Here is a 17,977-nt window from a genome sequence, read left to right as displayed (position 1 = left end):
AGAACTCATCTCATAGTTGATGATGTGACTACCCTACCGGTCATGTTCGCCACAATTTATGGAATGAATGAACTGAGCAAGAAAAGCCTAGGGACTCAAGAAAACATTTTGTGTTCGCTGCGTTTCTTTTACGTCTATTACTATAAGAAGCATAAACAAACATTTGACTACGATTTCTATCGGTCTGGCTACAATATCTCCTGTTTTATCAGGGAGCTTGATGGCTTCTTTACTTATCTGCTCGGGAAGCAGCACCTGAGTGACGAGACCGACATAATCTCTAACGGGTTTTTACATTCGGCACTCTCCAGAACCAACAAGTCCACCTATGGTAACCACGTCAGAAACGTTGGCCGATTCCTTAAGTATCTCAACTATAGATATATGAATCTGGCATACCAAGATATGTCACCTACTGAAGCTCACCAGATTAACCAGGCGAACCATAGAGATCTCGCTGCCAGAATTAAGGTCTTCAATAGAGTTGAAGTATCCAGGAACGAACCAGCTCACCGATACAAAAGTATCACCAGCCAGCAAAGTATCGAACTAACGAACATGTTAATCCCCTCCACTCCTGAATTTTCAGATATCGAGACCGGCGAACTATTCACGGCCGTGGTTAATCCCCAAAACCCATTCGATTCAGGATTTCAACAATACCGTAACTACCTTATTCACCGGTTAATGTTTAACTATGGCTTACGTGTTGGTGAAGTTCAATTGTTGATGAAGGATTGCGTGGGGCCAACCCTTCCAGACTCACGAGGTAACATTCGTTTCATCCTGATTGTACAAAATCTACCAGATGATGTAGTTGACCCAAGGAAACAACAACCTTCACTCAAGACTGAGCATTCACAGCGACAAATCGAACTAACCGAAGATGACTTCATTATGTTTACCATTTATATGGAGCAATATCGGTCCCCATTATTTGAAGAGAAAAAAATTGTTGACCATGAGTTTGTTTTTATTAAAGGCTCAGGTAGGTTAACTCCATTAACTTACGATGCAATTCGAACATTTTATAAGGAAAAAATTGATCCGGCATTCATTGCCCTATTCCCTCATTATCGTACGAAAAGTAATAAAAATATTAATAATATGGTTAATATAACACCACACGTTGGGCGGCATACTTGGGCTAATATCACTCTTGAGTTTATTTACAATAGTCTCCTGAGTGAATCACTAATACTGGCGCAAGACTATGGTATTCGAGCAAGGATGAATGGAGTACTTGAACCAGCTATTGAACAACTTCGTGCTTTAGGCGGCTGGTCACTGACCAGTAAAGTTCCATTAAGATATGCCAAGCGGTTTATTGAAGTGGTGAGTAACCAGAGCAACTATAAGCGTACGAAACATTCAGATATGCATTTAGCTTCCCCAGAAACAAACATTTCGCAAAGAAAAACCTCCAACTTGCTAGAAGATAATGTTTATGACGAAGACTTCACATTCAAAGATCTATTCAACTGAGAGCGGTATCACCGGGGGTGGTTTTTTTAAAACCCATCCCCTTCACTTTACAAAAGAACAGCTTGAATGGATTGAAAATATTCAGCTCCCTAAACGATTGTTTTTAATAAGTGCAACAGAATTTGATGACCGATATTTATATCTACATGATGATTGGCGTTACAGATTCTCAGGTAATAATTTGGCTATATTATTCTCTACTGGTAAATACTTTTGTGATTTATCACCAGTTTCACTCAAGCTCTTGAAATACTTAACGATCGCGTACATTAATGAGAACTCGGCAAGTGTTGCTGATAAATTTGCTCAGTTTGTCGCAACAACTTTCAAACAAATTGAGGTTATCACTCGCGAAAGCCTTATTGAAAAAATGCAAATGCTAGTTGCGAAGACTGAGCGAAATCACTCAGACAGCAGTCAGTTCTATTACACCCTCTATGCATTACGAAAACTTGATCGTAATGGATTCTTCGAAAGTAAGGATGACAGTGATGAGCTGGAAGATCTATTGCTGGAAGTGCCACGCCCTAGGAACAATAACTGGGCTCGCTACCAAAACCTAGACCTCGTTATACCAGAAGAAGTATGCCTAATGATAGAAAATGGCATTCAACGTTGGGCATCTAAGCTATGTCCAAAAATTGATGTTGAAGAAAATAAAAACATTCATCTGGAAACTGTAAGGAAAACCATTAAAATTGATACATTACGGGACTGCATTATTATTGGCATAGTTTATTACATTGGGGCCAGACCTGTACAGATCGGTAAACTTTCCGGAGGCGATTTTATCGTTGATACCGAGAATAAGTACGGGATGCGTTATTCAGTACTTGTGCCATATGCCAAAAAGTCAAAACTAACTATCGATCGAGTTCGAGTTGCAATTCCGGAAGAACTTGGAAAGTTAATCTTACTGTATAAGTACCTAGTTGGAATTGGTGATACCGACCCGATGTTTTCCATCATAGTATCTTCAATGAAGATGGTGGAAGCGTCATTAAAGAAAATGCTTTTCAGATTTTCACCACAAGAGATTCAGGAGGCAGTAAAAAACGATGATTATCAACTACCTGTATATACCGCAAGCCTCTTTCGTCACAACGTTGGTCACTCAATGGCAATGAGTGGTGCCAGTGCTCCTGAGATAGCTTATATATTGGGACAATCCTCTTATGTTGTTGCAGATCGATACATTGCAGCCACCCCTGAGCTGGCTGATATTCGTGAGGCAGCTTTGGGTCGCAACCCTGTGTTTAAGAACATGATGGCACTCATGTTGACTGGGAATTTAGTTCACAGCAGCGAATGGGAAGGTCGCAATGTTGCAGGGTCAATTGGTGGGCAACTTCATTACCATCTCGGTGGATGTAATTATGAAGAAGACATTTGCCCCTTTGCACAGGGTCGTGGATGTTACGGTTGCCTGTATTTCAAACCATTTATAGATGGAAACCACAAAAAAGTATTTCTTTCGCTGAATGATGAAATCCAAAATGTTCGTGATGTTGCCGATGATGCTGGCATTTTAAATCATCCACTTCTCAAGGAATTAGTGCGGCGGAAAGAGCATGTAAATCAGGTTATGGCTCGCATTGAAATGGCAAAGGCCGGAGGACTATTTAATCGATGACTACACAAATAACAATACGTAATAAACAGGCGGATAATCTTCTTATTTATATAGAGAAATATAAAGCAAAATTTGAAGAGCGTCTTGTTGCCTACAATGCTGTTGGACAACTGGAGTGGAATGCCGGTTCCTGGCGTTTTGGTGAGAAAGGTGTTGCATGGCTTAAAGAAACAAAAGATCGCGGCTTTAAGTGGGACGAAGTTTCTAGTCGTATTAAGGGGCTCTCACAAATGAATATTTCTTCGGAATTTCAGGATTTTATGCGAGCTTATCACATGCATCTGGTGTGTATCATTGGCGGATTACCATCAGGTTCTACACTAGACAAACCATTACAGGTCATGAAGCGCTGGTATTGGGAAATGGTAAATAAAACAGGTCAAACGCATCCAATGTATCTGACTTCCGATATTATTCATGCAGCGATGGAGCGGCATCATGAGAATTCTGACAGTCCTGATAATGTCAGTGACTATTGCGATATTGCAGTAAAGGCCATTGCTTTACTACGTCAATATGATCTTTTCTTAGTTAATATTGAAGTCAAAAATAAGTATCCTTATCGAAATGGTTCTAACAGCACTAAAGAAAGGAAGAAAGCGCAAGAAGCCACCCCTGATCAAACTGATGATGAAAGACTCATATCAATCCGTGCATTTATGTGTGTTATTGAGTTGATCGCTTTAGCTGAGAATAGTTATCAGCGTATCTTTTACAATATGTTGTTACTCACAATTATTTGCGGTTTCCGTTTCCAGGAAATAATGTTGCTGAAAATGACTTCTTTGGTTAAGCGAGAAATTACGGATAAAGATAAACGTCAGCACGCAATAGATCAAGACTGGCCTACTTACAGGTTGGGTATTGAGTATCTTGGTGCAAAAAAGGCTGGATGGCGGATCCATTGGCTGGCGCCAAGCACTTATTCTGTCGTTGAGATGATTTATAAATCTGTTCGAGAATTGACCTCTGGGTTCCGTAAAACGATTCAGGGCTTCAAAGATTCTAATTTCACTAATATGCTCCCAGGTAAGATCGCTGATTTTCCTGATGAATGGATTGAGCAAAATTATCTTGAAGACATCATGTTTAGTGGTTCTGGTGGCTCCAGGAATGATCTTGGAAAGAGTATTCGGAATTCCATTGCGAACTTTAGCGGACATAAACCTAAGGTAATACCCGTTCATAAACAGAAGAACAGCTGGTACTTCACTAAAGAACAGTTGAATGATTATGTCTATCAGCGTTACGCTCAAGCAAAAAACTTTGAGCCTGGGCACCAGTGCATAATTTCAGCCAAAAACAATGGTGACTGGGAACACTTCAATTATGAAGACCTGATGTTCATCATGCCGGAAGGTGCATTTGGAATTGGTAAAGATTTTGTTTCATTGCAACATATTTTCCCACTTGATGAAAACTCAATAGAAGCTTGGTTAGGCGGAACACAAAACCGAAAATCTATCTTTGATCACTTTAATCTTTTTGAAGATGATGGGTCCCGTGTCATTATCAAAAAGCATGTACCGAGACATAACATAAATACATTCTTGGCAATCGCTGGAGTGACGGATCATATTCAGGCCATCCTAATGGGGCGTGTTGATATCACCCAGAATAAACACTATCAGCATCAGGCCGAATCACAGTCCTATCAGACCGCTTCTCTAGCAATCAATATGCTGGAAAAGGCTTATGATGAGAACAATCAAGCTCTCACGAAGAGTTTCCAGCTATCACTCTTTACTACGCAGCAGAAGCCCTGCATTCCGGTCAACCTACCCTCCCCCAGAACTGAGGTTAGCCGCAGAATGGCAGCTCTATCACGGTCTTCCAAGACGGTAAAAAACACAGGTGTTGGAAACGTTAAATTAACAACCTCACTAATGATAAATCCTGAGCTCAATACCGAGCATAATCTGAAGCAGAACATGCAGACTTTTGGTGAAACAACTGCTGAGGTTGTGGACTATATAACTGGCACAATGTCCGATAAGTTTCTGCCTGAACTAAAACGTGCACATGACAAGTTAGTACAACAAAATTTGGCTGATAAGGCGAAATCACTGCTTCAACGCCATGCAAAACTGCATCCTCTTGGATTTGGAGCCTGTACGAGAGATGTAGCTCGCTGGGGTTGTCCTCATGCGCTTAAGTGTCAGTCTGGTCTACCTTGTGGCTACTTCACTCTTACAGGTCGTCTTGGCGAAGCGGAAGAAGCATCACGACGTTTATCAAACAAGCGAAAAGAAATCATTCAACTCCGTAAGTTGACTATAGTGAATCCAGGCTTCATGCTGGCTTTAAAAGAACAGGAAGAAGCTCTCATCGTGCTCGAGGCTCTTGAAGCTGATGCTATAAAGGTTCAAGGCGAGAAAAAACTGGTTTCCCTGTTTTCTGATGATCTGAACAACCCATTATATAAAGTTATTGAGCGAATTAATAAACAAATGCTAATTGGCAAAACCCCAAAAACCCTAGCTGATCTTTTCTTTATTGAACAGAAACGTATAGAGAGAAATAATAATGGCTAAGACCCCACGCAGTCGCAATGCAGACGATAAAGTCATTCAGGGTAAGGAACTTGATGCTTACATCAAAGCCGAGCTACAAGCCATGGTGCAAGAGGGACTGGAAAAATCCCCAATTCAGCCATCCACGTTACATGCCCGTCTTAAAGCCAAAGGAATAGTTAAAGGTGGCATTAGTACCCTCACCTCTCGAAAAATTATCATCAATAATTACAGGCTTCGCCAGCATAACAACTATGAAGATGGTAAACGAGAGTTGACAACAGATGAAAAGGCTAAATTGGCTATGGGGCGAACCGGCGCTGCTTATATAAGTAAGGCAAATCGTCTTGATGCTGAAATTATAGCATTGAAAGCTAAATATGAACGAAATGTACTGGCGCTCGCCGACATCATTGAGTATATCGACAACGCAACTCCTATCAAAGTTGAGGACATGCTTGCAGACGATCTCATTCGAGAACTTGCTGAGCGCAAAAGAAATTCAAGAATGAGCTAATGAGTAAACGCCCTACTCTATTCGTAAAATTAGCGCGCTAATTATCAATACTCCCTCTTCTATGTCCTTTATGTCGAAGGGAGTCTTCCATTCTAATGGCGATTTGGCTCTTTACACCAGTTTAATGCTGCACTTTATTACCTTCTAAAAGATCAATAGCCTTTTGTAGAACATCAGTTGTTACCACCATGTTTTACACCTGAAGACGTTTTGAGTGCTTCGATAAGGTTACTTCGCTCTTCCTCTGTCATTCGGGAGATGAGTAATGCAAGTTCTGCTGTTGTCTGATCATCACAAAAAAAATAGTTCAACGGTACGTTTAACTCTGCCGCCATTCGTCGAAGCGTATCAATATCGGGGACATGGCGTCCTTTCTCATAATGATTCATACGACTGCTAGCCGATGCGGGATCAAAGCCAACAAGGAGACCCAGAGAGCGCTGTGATAAACCCGCCCTGCATCTCGCTTCCTTAAGTCGTTCTGGTATTGGATTTTTTTCAGACACTGATTCATCTTCATTGGCCTCGAATGCTTAGATTGTCTAAGTATCTGTCATTGTTGTATACTTAGCAATCCTAAGTTAACAGCCTTGTTTTGTCATATGAATAGTCGAGTAACCAACCCTGAGTCGTACATATTTTCTGCAATCATCTTAATTGGCAAAGATAACTTCACCAGTAACGAAGTAGCAAAAATTCTTATCGAGCGATTTTCACTTCCGAAAAATTATTTAAAGGCAAAAGCTTTTGCTTATAACCAAATTCAATCCCTGGTTAGAAAAGGATTATTAAACAAAGTAAGAAAAACAGGCGTGTATCAATATTTATACTCAGTCACATCAGAATTTAATATCGCAACAGAATGCGTGGAATTAATTGAGGCAACCCCAAAGTCTTCCTGTCAACTTGTTTCAAGTGCTACCAACCATGAACACAGAAATGTAAATATCCAAATAAAGTCTCTTATTGAAAAATACAGCAGTGAGTTGGCGAAAGTATCAGGAGCAAAGGAGATTTATGAAGAATTGATAGTTGCTGTGCCGAGCAGGGAAAATGAATTCAGGAAGCTTTCTCTTGAACAAGAGAAAAAACACATCAAGATAAATGAAAAAATAAATACATTAATTGGAATTATTAATCAATCTCTTGCAGTAACGCAATGAATTTTAACAAGTATTTGAAGATAAATGGAGTCATGAAAAAGAGAGGGCAAAGCCGAGCCCGCCCTCTCCCTTCATGCACTGACAAGCCTCATTAAAATGAGATTAACAGCGACACCCCTATATGCTAGACGTATATAAATATAATGTCAGCCAGTCCCGGATGCAACTCCTTAATGAAGTTCAGTACTCTCTGTTTATTAGTTACCGAAATGATAGTTGGTTATAGGTTTGTAAAATTCCGCTCGGGATGAAGCAAAGCAAACATTCGGTAAAGGGCTTTTTTATTATCGGTGACCCGTCCTGAATAACTACATATCAGCCAACAGCATCCCGGCTATCCCGTCCAGGCGTTTTTTTACCTTTTCCCAACCCGGCATAACCTGCCCCATCAGCCGGTAAAATTTCTCGCTGTGATTGTGCTCAGCGACATGGCATAACTCATGGAGCAATACATAGTCGATGCATTCCGAGGAAGCCTTTACCAGCCACGGGTTAAGTGTCAGGCAGCCTTTTGCAGAACAGTTTCCCCATTGCGTCTGCATGGCTCGTAAACGTATCGGAGGACGCTCACTTACCCATAAGGTTTGCGGTATCAGTAAATCCAGTCTGCGTTGAAACACATCTCTGGCGCGTTCCCGATACCACTCAACCAGCACCGCCTTAACGCGTTCAGCGGATTTGTGTCTGACGGTGACTTCCAGACGGCCCCGCAACATTTTCACTTTTTGCGTAACAGCAGCATCTTCTGTTACTTTCAACTGGTATTGTTTGCCAAGATAGTAATGGCTTTCGCCACTCACATACTGACGCGGAACGATATGCGTTTGTTGCTCCCTGAAGTCGCGTAGTTGCTGGTATATCCAGCGCCCTCGCTTTTTCAGCGCAGATATCACATCCAGCTCCGGCGTTCCGGGTGGTACAGATGCGACTACCCGGCAGTCCGGATGAACCTTGATAAGTATCCTGCCTTTAACAACCTGCCGTGGTACACACTGAACCACGATGGTTTCATCACCATAAACAAAACGTACAGCATTCATAGATAGTGACTTTTTCTCACTCATGATTTCATCAAACCAACGCGCAGGATCTGTATGATGGTTTCAACGATACGGTTTACCTGGTTCATTCCAGCACCGATCTCTCGACAGGCAGTAAACAGTCGCGGCAACAGGCTTGTCTTAACGGCTTTCTCGATATCCTGAGGATTGAGGGAATTTTCCGCAACCGCTTTGACAATAATAGTGTCCACTTCGAAAGCCAGCTTCGTCCATTTATGCTGAACCTGATCATCGTTTACCGCGAAAACCTCAGGTAGCTCTTTTTTAAATACTCCGTAGTATGCCTGCGCATGTTTGTTTACGGCCAGCGCATCCGGGATGTCGCTGAGTTTGCGGGCTTCCACCTGCGCCTCAAACTCGCGGAAAAGGAGATATTGCTTCAGCGGATGGTCGAACAGTTTTTCAGTCTCTTCAATAACCATACGCAGGAGTTTTGAGAATGCCTCCTGAGCATAGGGATCGTCGCACAGTTCATGTTCAATCATCTTCGTGACGCGGGTTTTAATGATGTCGGTCTCATTGCGGGTTTTGTTGTTATCCCACTCTTCCTGCTTTTCAGTTTTACCCATCTTGCCCACTTCATATACGCCATCCGGTTCACGAACCGCGACACCAGTAACATGCTTATTCAGCAGTTTTTTCACCTGTTCAGCGTAGTCGTCATAATTGACCTGCTCACCACTGACCTGCATCGCCCACTGGCGCAGGCTGGACATCTGTTTTACGGTTTCTTTATAGATATTTCGGTCTTGTTCCGTAAAGCTCTTGTCGGTGAAGAAGGTGGCGGACTGCAGCGCTACTTTCAGGCATCCGGCAAAGGCCGTTAACACCTCGAAGAAATCATCACGGGTTTTCTGATGGATATCGACCATCTCTCCGTCACGTTCTTCCATTTTAGGCACCAGAACTGCACGTAACTGCTCAGTATCATTCTTGTTTTTAACACCGGCAAATATGGCCCACAACTGGTTATACAGATGCGGCAGACGCTTGTATTCAGAGCTCATGGCGCTGTACAGCCCATCAATATCCTTGATGTCATATCCTCCCTGAGTTCGGGAGGCAAGATCCTGATATTTACCGATAGTCGTGTCCAGTTCAGCCAAAATGCCGCGATAATCAATCAGCAGACCAAACTTTTTCAGTGGATGCAGTCGGTTCACCCGGGCAATCGCCTGGATAAGATTATGGGACTTAAGAGGTTTGTCGATATACAGCACGGTATTCTTCGGTTCATCAAACCCGGTGAGCAATTTATCAACGACGATCAACAATTTAAGCTTATCATCGGTATCGAAGCGGCTAATGATATTACGGGTATACACAGACTCATCCTGCGTGCCGACATTATCCTTCCACCATTTCGTCACTTCCGGCAGTTTGCTTTCATCCACCTCGGTGTTCCCTTCCCGGGTATCCGGCGGGCTGATAACGACAGCTGACTCAAACAACCCGGCTTCATCAAGATACTTTTTATATTTGATGGCGGAAATCTTGCTGTCGCAGGCAAGTTGGCCTTTCAGCCCCTCATCAATATTCTTCGAGAAGTGCATGGCGATATCTAATGCAATCAGCCGGATGCGGTCATCTGCACTATAAACCTCACCCTTACGGGCATATTTACGCTTAAGGTCGGCTTTTTGCGCTTCGCTTAACCCATCGGTAATACGATCAAACCATGCATCTATTGCCCGGTCGTTTACCTCAAGATCAGGAATACGTTCCTCGTAAAGCAGAGGCGTCACCGCCTGATCTTCTACCGCTCGCTGCATGGTATAAGCGTGGACAATCGGCCCGAATTTATTGGTGGTCTTATCTTCTTTCAGCAAAGGTGTACCGGTAAATGCCACAAAAGCAGCATTCGGCAGGGCCAGTTTCATACGCACATGGTTTTCGCCACCCTGGCTGCGGTGTCCTTCATCAATCAGTACGATGATGTCGGGGCTGGTATTGACGCATTCAGGAAGTTTTGTCGCTGAATTAAATTTCTGGATCAGGGTGAAGATAATACGTTCTTTACCGGAGCCAATCTGTTCCGCCAACATCTGCCCGGATGTCGCCATTGCATTGGCTTTGTCTTTTTTCCCGACCAACTCGCCGCCGGAAGCAAAGGTACCGCTGAGCTGTTCTTCAAGATCGATACGGTCCGTCACCACCACAATACGACACTGCTTCAGGCTGTCATGAAGAATCAGCGCCTTACTGAGGAACACCATGGTATAAGATTTACCGGAACCCGTGGTATGCCAGATGACACCACCTTCCCTGCCGCCGTCTGATCTACGGGTACTGATGCGTTCCAGTAGTCTTTTAATGCCGAACACCTGCTGATAGCGGGCGACAATCTTCCCGGTCTTTTTATCAAACAGGGTGAAAAAGCGCGTCATCTCCAGCAGACGTTCCGGCGAAAGCAGACTGATGAGCAGTTTGTCCTGTCCACTAACGGCCAGTTCACCCCCGGCGATTAACTGCTGATACCAGTTGAGATCGGCTGACGGACGATGATCAAATAACGCATGAATCTGTTCAGTCGATAACGGATGGTTGCGCAGAGCATACATCTGCGCATCCGTAATATCTTCTTCCCGCCATGCCGCCCAGAATTTCATTGGCGTATGGCAGGTACCGTAGCGACCGTCATGCCCGTTAATCGAAAGCAATAGCTGGCTATAGGCAAACAGCTGCGGGATTTCATCGTTGAACTGGTTGCGGATACTCTGAGATATCCCTTCGTCAATGGTTGGCCCTTTCTTACCGTGACCTGCCGGGCTTTTCGCTTCAATGACTGCCAGCGGGATACCATTCACAAAGCAGACAATATCCGGTCTGCGGGTTTCGACACCGCCTGACCGCAATACCGTAAATTCTTCGGTAAAGTGAAACTGGTTATTTTCCGGATGTTCCCAGTCAATCAGCGCAATGGTGGGGTTCACCTTCTTGCCATCGACAAACTCCGTGACGGCGATACCGTAGAGCAGATGGTTATACATCCGCTCATTGGCTTTCAGCAGTCCTTCATTCAGCGCCGGAGAACAGACCTGCGATATCAGGTTATCCAGCGCCTTTTCCGATAACTGGCAGATTTTGCCACCCGCCATAAAGGAACGCTTCGAAAGCTCTTCACGCAGAACCGGACGCAGCACCACCTCATCCTGTTTATAGCCCCGGTAATCCATAATCTGTTTCGGGGATAAAAACGTCCAGCCGAGGCTGGTCAGTAACGTCAGTGCCGGAATTTTGGCGCTGTATTCTTCCTGGAATTTTGGCGTGTACGTCTGGTTCATCATTAATCCTTTTCTTTCTGGCGCTACTCGCTACTGGTCACATGAAGATTCATCAATGCAGACAGCACTTCTTAAATTTTTTACCGCTGCCACACGGACACGGGTCATTTCGCCCGGGCATGTTTTCTGCCCTCTTCACTGGAACAGGCCGGGATGATGCCTCTGACATTCTCACTGACAACCAGTACTGATAAAGTGCCAGTGCAGCAGGCTGAATAAGGGAAATACTTTTCTCAAACTGCTCTCCGGTCATTTTCTCAAGTACAGGAAAATTCTTCTCCACGCCATGAAGAGCGATCACTTCCAGAGAAGGCCGTAACTCACCGGGAAGACCAGACCAGTCATCCAGTGACTTTCCTTTCATATAACCAAAACACCACTCTTCCACAATGGTATATTTTTCCCCCTTTACCTCACGCTCATTGAAAATCGGCTCAAACAGTTCAGGGGCGTCATAAAGGCAACCAGCGATATCGTTCATATGCTGAAAACACAGACTGACAAAACGCTCCATCTCTCTCTCAGATGACCATTTCGGATGATAATCGCCTCTTCCCCAAATAGCACTCAGCCAGATATTGGGTGAAACCATATTTGGACCTGATAAAATCGCCGTCAGCAATCCATCCAGCTCAGAGAAACAGAGTACAGAATCATCCATTCCATACTTCATTAATATTTCTTCCAGCCAGTCGATTTCCCGGTCAGTCAGTGGACCGCTTTTCGTCAGTTTCATACGGCAACCGCCTCATCCACTTTCACCCGACGTTTCCCGGTCAGCAGTTGCTGCATCAAGGCTTTCTTCTCGTTTTTCAGGCAGGCGAGTTTTTTCTCAAGTGTGGAGATTTCGGTGTCGGCAGCGGACAGAACGGCGGCAATTTTTTGTTGTTCTTCAAAATTGGGCACTGATAATTTTAATGTCTTTATATCATCACTATTAATTGATTCAAATGTGCTACCTTGTGATAGGTAACACCATTTTGGTTCAAACCAAAGAAACCATTGATAAAGAAATGATTGACTCATTTTTCTCTTGGATTTTATAGCCGATATACCACGCCCTATACATGCTTTATGTTGAGAAAGTGCAACAGTACCTACAGGTGCCCTGACACTTAGAAGAATATCTCCAGGAGTACATTCTTTCGTAATGTCAGACGTATAAACTCTGGGACATGAAACTCGGCACTTTATATCGGCATTACCCTGTATTAATGGCAAACCTAAGCCATTATCGTTGTAGGCTTCGGATTTAGGTGATGATCCCATAATAATATGTGCTACTTCAGACAAAGTGCACGTACACCACTCCCCACTAAACCTCACCCCATTCTCATCCAGCAACCGTTTCTTCCCGGTAAGCAATTGCTGAATCAGGGCTTTTTTCTGCTGCTGGCTGTTGGCGAGAAGCTTTTCCGTCACCGAAATCGCCTTATTCCAGGTTGACAGGATTTGGGATATTTTCTTTTGTTCAGCAACAGGCGGGGTAAGCACAAATTGATTATCAATGTCTTTTTTTTGAACATGTAATAATGTTGATTTGAAACCATGAGCCTGCGCTTCAATTTTTTGAGTTATATGCAATAAAGCTAAATACAGCCAGTGTTCATGAACATTTTCATTTGCAAATACCTTGTAGATATGCTGATTCAAAACACCTTTTGGCCCATTCCAAATGAAAGGACCGAAGGATACACCTTTTGTACCTGCCCAAGAAAATAGTAACTGCCCTGGTTCAACTAACCATTTATCCTGAGGAACACCTGAAAAATAGTTATAATTACCGCTTCCATTTAGATTTTGAATTCGAATGATAGGAAGACCTTTTGTATCCCACTCATGTGGCTTAAAACTATTACCATTTTGTAACTTACAGATATCTGACACTTGGAGAAGCATCCACCCCTTAGGCACCATAACCCAACTCCTTCAGATAACCCGCCATCTCCGTTTCCAGTTTCGCCAGTTCCACCTTCAATTGCTCACGCTCAGAACGCACGGCCAGCAAATCAATCTCGTCTTCTTCTTCAAAAGTATCGACATAGCGCGGAATATTGAGGTTGTAATCGTTATCCTGAATCTCCTTCAGGCTGGCGAGATAGGCATATTTCTCGACGTTATCGCCTTCACGATAGGTGTTAACGATCTTCTGGATATTTTCTGCGCTGAGCTGGTTCTGGTTTTTGCCCGCCTTATATTCACGGCTGGCATCGATAAACAGCACCTTGTCATCCACTTTCTGCTTCTTAAAAATCAGAATCGCGGCCGGAATCCCCGTACCGTAGAACAGTTTTTCAGGCAAACCAATCACCGCATCCAGCAGATTTTCATCAATCAGTTTCTGGCGAATCTTACCTTCGCTGGAGCCACGGAACGGCTTTGTTGAATAAATCAGATTTCGGGTAAGTCTCCCCCGTAGCGGGTTGTGTTTTCAGGCAATACGCACGCTTTCAGGCATACCTGCTTTCGTCATTTTGTTCAGCGCTCGTACCAGGGCCATAGCCTCTGCAACCTGACCATCGTAGTCACGCAGCGTCAGTGAACCCCCGAACAGCTGTTTTACCCGGTACATCGCCGTTTCCGCTATCGAGCGACGGTTGTAATCTGTTGTCCATTTCCACCGCGCATTACTCCCGGTCATTCGCTGATTAGCCACTGCACGGTTACGGTCTGCATATTCACCGGGCCAGTAACCCGCACCTTTTCGGGGAGGGATAAGCGCGCTGATTTTCTTACGCCGCAGTTCATCGTGACATAGCCGGGTATCGTAAGCGCCATCGGCGGCGGCTGACCTGATTTTCCGGTGGGTTTGCCGGATTAACCCGGGGAAGGCCTCTGAGTCCGTAACGTTGTTCAGCGACAGGTCAGCGCAGATGATTTCATGTGTTTTACTGTCAACGGCGAGATGCAGCTTACGCCAGATACGGCGGCGTTCCTGGCCATGCTTTTTGACTTTCCACTCGCCTTCACCGAAGACCTTCAGCCCGGTGGAATCAATTACCAGGTGTGCGATTTCACCCCGGGTGGGCGTTTTGAAACTGACATTAACCGACTTTGCCCGCCTGCTGACACAGCTGTAATCCGGGCAGCGTAGCGGAACGTTCATCAGAGAAAAAATGGAATCAATAAAGCCCTGCGCAGCGCGCAGGGTCAGCCTGAATACGCGTTTAATGACCAGCACAGTCGTGATGGCAAGGTCAGAATAGCGCTGAGGTCTGCCTCGTGAAGAAGGTGTTGCTGACTCATACCAGGCCTGAATAGCTTCATCATCCAGCCAGAAAGTTATGGAGCCACGGTTGATGAGGGCTTTATTGTAGGTGGGCCAGTTGGTGATTTTGAACTTTTGCTTTGCCACGGAACGGTCTGCGTTGTCGGGAAGATACGTGATCTGATCCTTCAACTCAGCAAAAGTTCGATTTATTCAACAAAGCCCCACGGAACAGCACACCGTGTGGCACGACCACCCCCATACGACCCGTTCCCGGTTTCAGGGTTTCTATCATATGTGAGATAAAGGCGTAATCGCCTTTGGTCTTCGGCGGTACACCACGACGGAAGCGACCAAACTTATCGTTCTCGGCCTCATCATGGCCCCACTTATCCAGACTAAACGGCGGGTTAGCGGTCACGATATCAAACAGCATCAGATCGCCATTTTTATCGAGCAGCTTCGGGTTACGAATGGTATCGCCCCACTCGATTTTATGGTTGTCCTCGCCATGCAGGAACATGTTCATTTTCGCCAGCGACCACGTGGAGCCAATCGCTTCCTGACCGAACAAAGCATAGTTACGGCTGTCATGCCCGGATACAATCTTACGCCCGCACTTCATTAACAACGAACCAGAACCACAGGCCGGATCGCAGATGGTATCACCCGGTTGTGGATCAAGTAGTTCAGCAATCAGGTCCGAGACTTCCGGCGGGGTATAAAATTCCCCGGCTTTCTGCCCACCGCTGGCGGCAAAGTTTTTAATCAGATATTCGTAGGCATTACCGATAACGTCCAGCGTACCTACACGGCTTGGCTTCAGGTTAAGATCTTCACCGGCAAAGTCTTCCAGCAGCTGACGCAGGATGGTGTTCTTCTGTTTTTCTTCACCCAAGCGGTCAGTGTTAAACGAAATATCCTGAAAGACGCTTTTCCCGGCATCTTTCAGTTTGGTGCCGTTGGCTTCTTCAATAGCGTGTAGTGCCTGATCAATACGCTCGCCGTTTCCCGGCTCATAGCGACGCTCGTAAAGAGTATAAAAGCTGGCACTTTTCGGCAGCACAAAACGCTCGTTAGCCATCATCGCTTCAATCAGCTCCGGCGCATCGCCATACTGTTCTTTGTATTCGTCATAGTGATCCTGCCAGACATCCGAAATGTACTTGAGGAACAGCATGGTAAGGATAAAGTCTTTGTAAGTATCAGCACTGATGGTACCACGGAACGTATCGCACGCGGCCCACAGGGCTTTGTTGATCGTGTCCTGACTGATTTTGTCGTTCATGAATCATCCTGGTATGAAGAAAACCATACGATGTGTTGTATTCATCGTAGAAAATTTGGTGCAGATAATACCTTAAGGTGCGTCTTCAGGCACGTCAAAGCCGCATCGTTCGAAGTGGATTTTTCCTGAGGGGAATAGGACTCTTTTTTCCCGTAATGTGGTGGACTGGTTGATGAAACAAACACTAACGCGCGGCTTGGTACTGGATTGACCTGCTCCCCGTGATATCAATACACCCTACCCCAGTGACGCTAAAACGCATTTTACAACCTTTTATTACATTGGGAATGGTCCAAGATTAAGCTGTCAGGAAATACTCATAAGAGGTGCATTTCCTGTTAGTTCATGAAGTACTCTTGAAGTGATTTCATCTTTCTATTAAAAATATCTTTCAAAGCAATGAAATATGTACCATATGGTTTATGAACTGAACTCTTACACAACATAAGAGCCATCCATTATCGCCGCGCGCTGCACCTTGTCAGCAACCTCAGGGGCAAAATGCCCCTGTTGCAACCATCATCTCACACTAATCGACGTTATGGCGGCAGATTACACAATCGCCTCACCTTCATACGCCTGACGATAGAGTTCGATAACCTGCTCTTTCGTCGCTTTTCGTGGATTCGTCAGTTGGCACACATCTTTCTTCGCATTTTCAGCCATCACAGCAAAGTCTTCCGGTTTAACGCCCAGGCTCTTGAGATCTTTCGGGATCCCGACTTGTTTACCCAAACGCTGGATAGCGCTAATCGCTTTGAGCGCCGCTTCATCTGTCGATAGACCCGCGACATTTTCCCCCATTGCTTCAGCGATATCCCTGAACCGATTTAAGTTGCCAATTAAATTAAATGATTCTACATACGGCAGCAGAATGGCATTACATACGCCATGCGGTAAATTATAAAAGCCGCCTAATTGGTGCGCCATCGCGTGCACATAACCTAACGACGCATTATTGAAGGCAATACCGGCCAGATATTGCGCATAGGCCATATTATCTCTGGCCTTCATATATTCACCGTTAGCAACTGCTTTCGGCAAATATTGCGTGATCATTTTAATGGCTTTTAATGCCGCCGCATCTGTCAACGGATTCGCCATGGTGGAAACATAGGCTTCTATCGCATGGGTTAATGCATCCATACCTGTCGCCGCAGTAAGCGACGGCGGCATACCCACCATCAACTCGGGGTCATTAATGGAGATTTGTGGCGTCACGCGCCAATCAACAATCGCCATTTTCACCTTGCGTTCGGTATCGGTAATAATACAGAAGCGCGTAATTTCAGACGCGGTGCCTGCGGTGGTATTAATGGCCATCAGTGGGATCATGTTGTTGATTGATTTATCAATACCTTCAAAATCACGGATACTCCCTCCGTTGGCAGCGATCAAACCAATCCCTTTCGCACAGTCATGAGAAGAACCACCGCCGAGAGACACAATGGCATTACACTCATTCTCACGATAGGATTTAATCCCCTCTTCCACATTTCTATCGGTTGGGTTAGGTTCTGCGCCGCCAAATATATGTACCCCAATGCCTACCTGCTGATAAATCGCCGCCACTTTATCTGCCATACCACTTTTGGCGAGAAATGCATCCGTCACAATCAGTATTTTTTTGACATTTAATGTTTTCGCAAGAACACCGGCTTCTTGCACACTTCCCTCACCAAAGACATTCCGTGTGGGCAAAAAATAATATGTTGACATCGTTTTCCCCTATTTCGTCATAATGGCTATAAGAATGTCCATTTAGGCTCCTGAATCCTGGTCATGGAAACAGCTTCATCACAGCAAAATAGAATGATGCCATGGC

At 44.7% G+C, this 17,977-nt stretch carries 12 protein-coding genes and 2 pseudogenes; 5 read left to right on the top strand and 9 right to left on the bottom strand.

The genetic code is table 11. The features are described from left to right. Positions 1-63 precede the first annotated feature (63 nt). The 4 genes from AC1MKH_RS12845 to AC1MKH_RS12830 are packed head-to-tail and all read left to right on the top strand — an operon-like array spanning position 64 to position 6,148. Positions 64-1,485 (top strand): site-specific integrase, encoded by a 1,422-nt coding sequence (locus AC1MKH_RS12845; protein WP_223438329.1) that lies wholly within the window; start codon positions 64-66, stop codon positions 1,483-1,485. Continuing rightward, on the top strand, positions 1,448-3,118 hold the full coding sequence (locus AC1MKH_RS12840; protein WP_000169430.1) for an integrase: 1,671 nt from the start codon (positions 1,448-1,450) through the stop codon (positions 3,116-3,118). Before AC1MKH_RS12845 ends, AC1MKH_RS12840 begins: the two co-directional genes overlap by 38 nt. After that, complete coding sequence (locus tag AC1MKH_RS12835; RefSeq protein ID WP_327621993.1) at positions 3,115-5,652, top strand: hypothetical protein; 2,538 nt, start codon at positions 3,115-3,117, stop codon at positions 5,650-5,652. Before AC1MKH_RS12840 ends, AC1MKH_RS12835 begins: the two co-directional genes overlap by 4 nt. Further along, complete coding sequence (locus AC1MKH_RS12830) at positions 5,645-6,148, top strand: hypothetical protein (protein WP_001140767.1); 504 nt, start codon at positions 5,645-5,647, stop codon at positions 6,146-6,148. The genes AC1MKH_RS12835 and AC1MKH_RS12830 overlap by 8 nt, the downstream gene beginning before the upstream one ends. 173 nt (positions 6,149-6,321) lie before the next feature. On the opposite strand, the gene AC1MKH_RS12825 is transcribed toward AC1MKH_RS12830, so the two are convergent. Then, complete coding sequence (locus tag AC1MKH_RS12825; RefSeq protein ID WP_001542728.1) at positions 6,322-6,654, bottom strand: helix-turn-helix domain-containing protein; 333 nt, start codon at positions 6,652-6,654, stop codon at positions 6,322-6,324. A 96-nt stretch (positions 6,655-6,750) separates the two neighbouring features. Between AC1MKH_RS12825 and AC1MKH_RS12820 the strand changes: the two genes are divergently transcribed. After that, entirely contained in the window at positions 6,751-7,311 is a 561-nt protein-coding gene (locus AC1MKH_RS12820) for a hypothetical protein (RefSeq protein WP_001088752.1), read from the top strand. Between the two features lie 308 nt (positions 7,312-7,619). Here AC1MKH_RS12820 and AC1MKH_RS12815 read toward each other — a convergent pair whose 3' ends face one another. From AC1MKH_RS12815 to AC1MKH_RS12780, 8 genes and pseudogenes are all read right to left on the bottom strand, one after another. After that, positions 7,620-8,375, bottom strand: a complete 756-nt coding sequence (locus AC1MKH_RS12815) for a M48 family metallopeptidase (RefSeq protein ID WP_001291050.1) — start codon at positions 8,373-8,375, stop codon at positions 7,620-7,622. Further along, complete coding sequence (locus AC1MKH_RS12810) at positions 8,372-11,656, bottom strand: type I restriction endonuclease subunit R (protein ID WP_327621997.1); 3,285 nt, start codon at positions 11,654-11,656, stop codon at positions 8,372-8,374. The genes AC1MKH_RS12815 and AC1MKH_RS12810 overlap by 4 nt, the downstream gene beginning before the upstream one ends. Before the next feature lie 52 nt (positions 11,657-11,708). Continuing rightward, on the bottom strand, positions 11,709-12,392 hold the full coding sequence (locus AC1MKH_RS12805) for a YecA/YgfB family protein (protein WP_000779017.1): 684 nt from the start codon (positions 12,390-12,392) through the stop codon (positions 11,709-11,711). Further along, complete coding sequence (locus AC1MKH_RS12800) at positions 12,389-13,573, bottom strand: restriction endonuclease subunit S (protein WP_000248952.1); 1,185 nt, start codon at positions 13,571-13,573, stop codon at positions 12,389-12,391. The genes AC1MKH_RS12805 and AC1MKH_RS12800 overlap by 4 nt, the downstream gene beginning before the upstream one ends. Beyond that, positions 13,563-14,030: pseudogene (locus AC1MKH_RS12795) on the bottom strand (N-6 DNA methylase); the annotation flags it as partial. The pseudogene AC1MKH_RS12795 and the gene AC1MKH_RS12800, both read right to left, overlap by 11 nt. A gap of 57 nt (positions 14,031-14,087) precedes the next feature. After that, the gene (locus tag AC1MKH_RS12790) at positions 14,088-15,056 is read right to left on the bottom strand and encodes an IS5-like element IS903B family transposase (protein WP_000654812.1); all 969 of its coding nucleotides are present in this window, start codon (positions 15,054-15,056) and stop codon (positions 14,088-14,090) included. Between the two features lie 28 nt (positions 15,057-15,084). Continuing rightward, positions 15,085-16,152, bottom strand: a pseudogene (locus AC1MKH_RS12785) (type I restriction-modification system subunit M); the annotation flags it as partial. Positions 16,153-16,704: 552 nt separating this feature from the next. Beyond that, positions 16,705-17,871 (bottom strand): iron-containing alcohol dehydrogenase, encoded by a 1,167-nt coding sequence (locus tag AC1MKH_RS12780; RefSeq protein ID WP_024223630.1) that lies wholly within the window; start codon positions 17,869-17,871, stop codon positions 16,705-16,707. Between the last annotated feature and the right edge of the window lie 106 nt (positions 17,872-17,977).

The organism is Pseudocitrobacter sp. CD920760 (assembly GCF_057782505.1).
The sequence above is the reverse complement of the archived record's forward strand: the minus strand, read 5'-3'. Positions and strand labels throughout refer to the sequence as shown.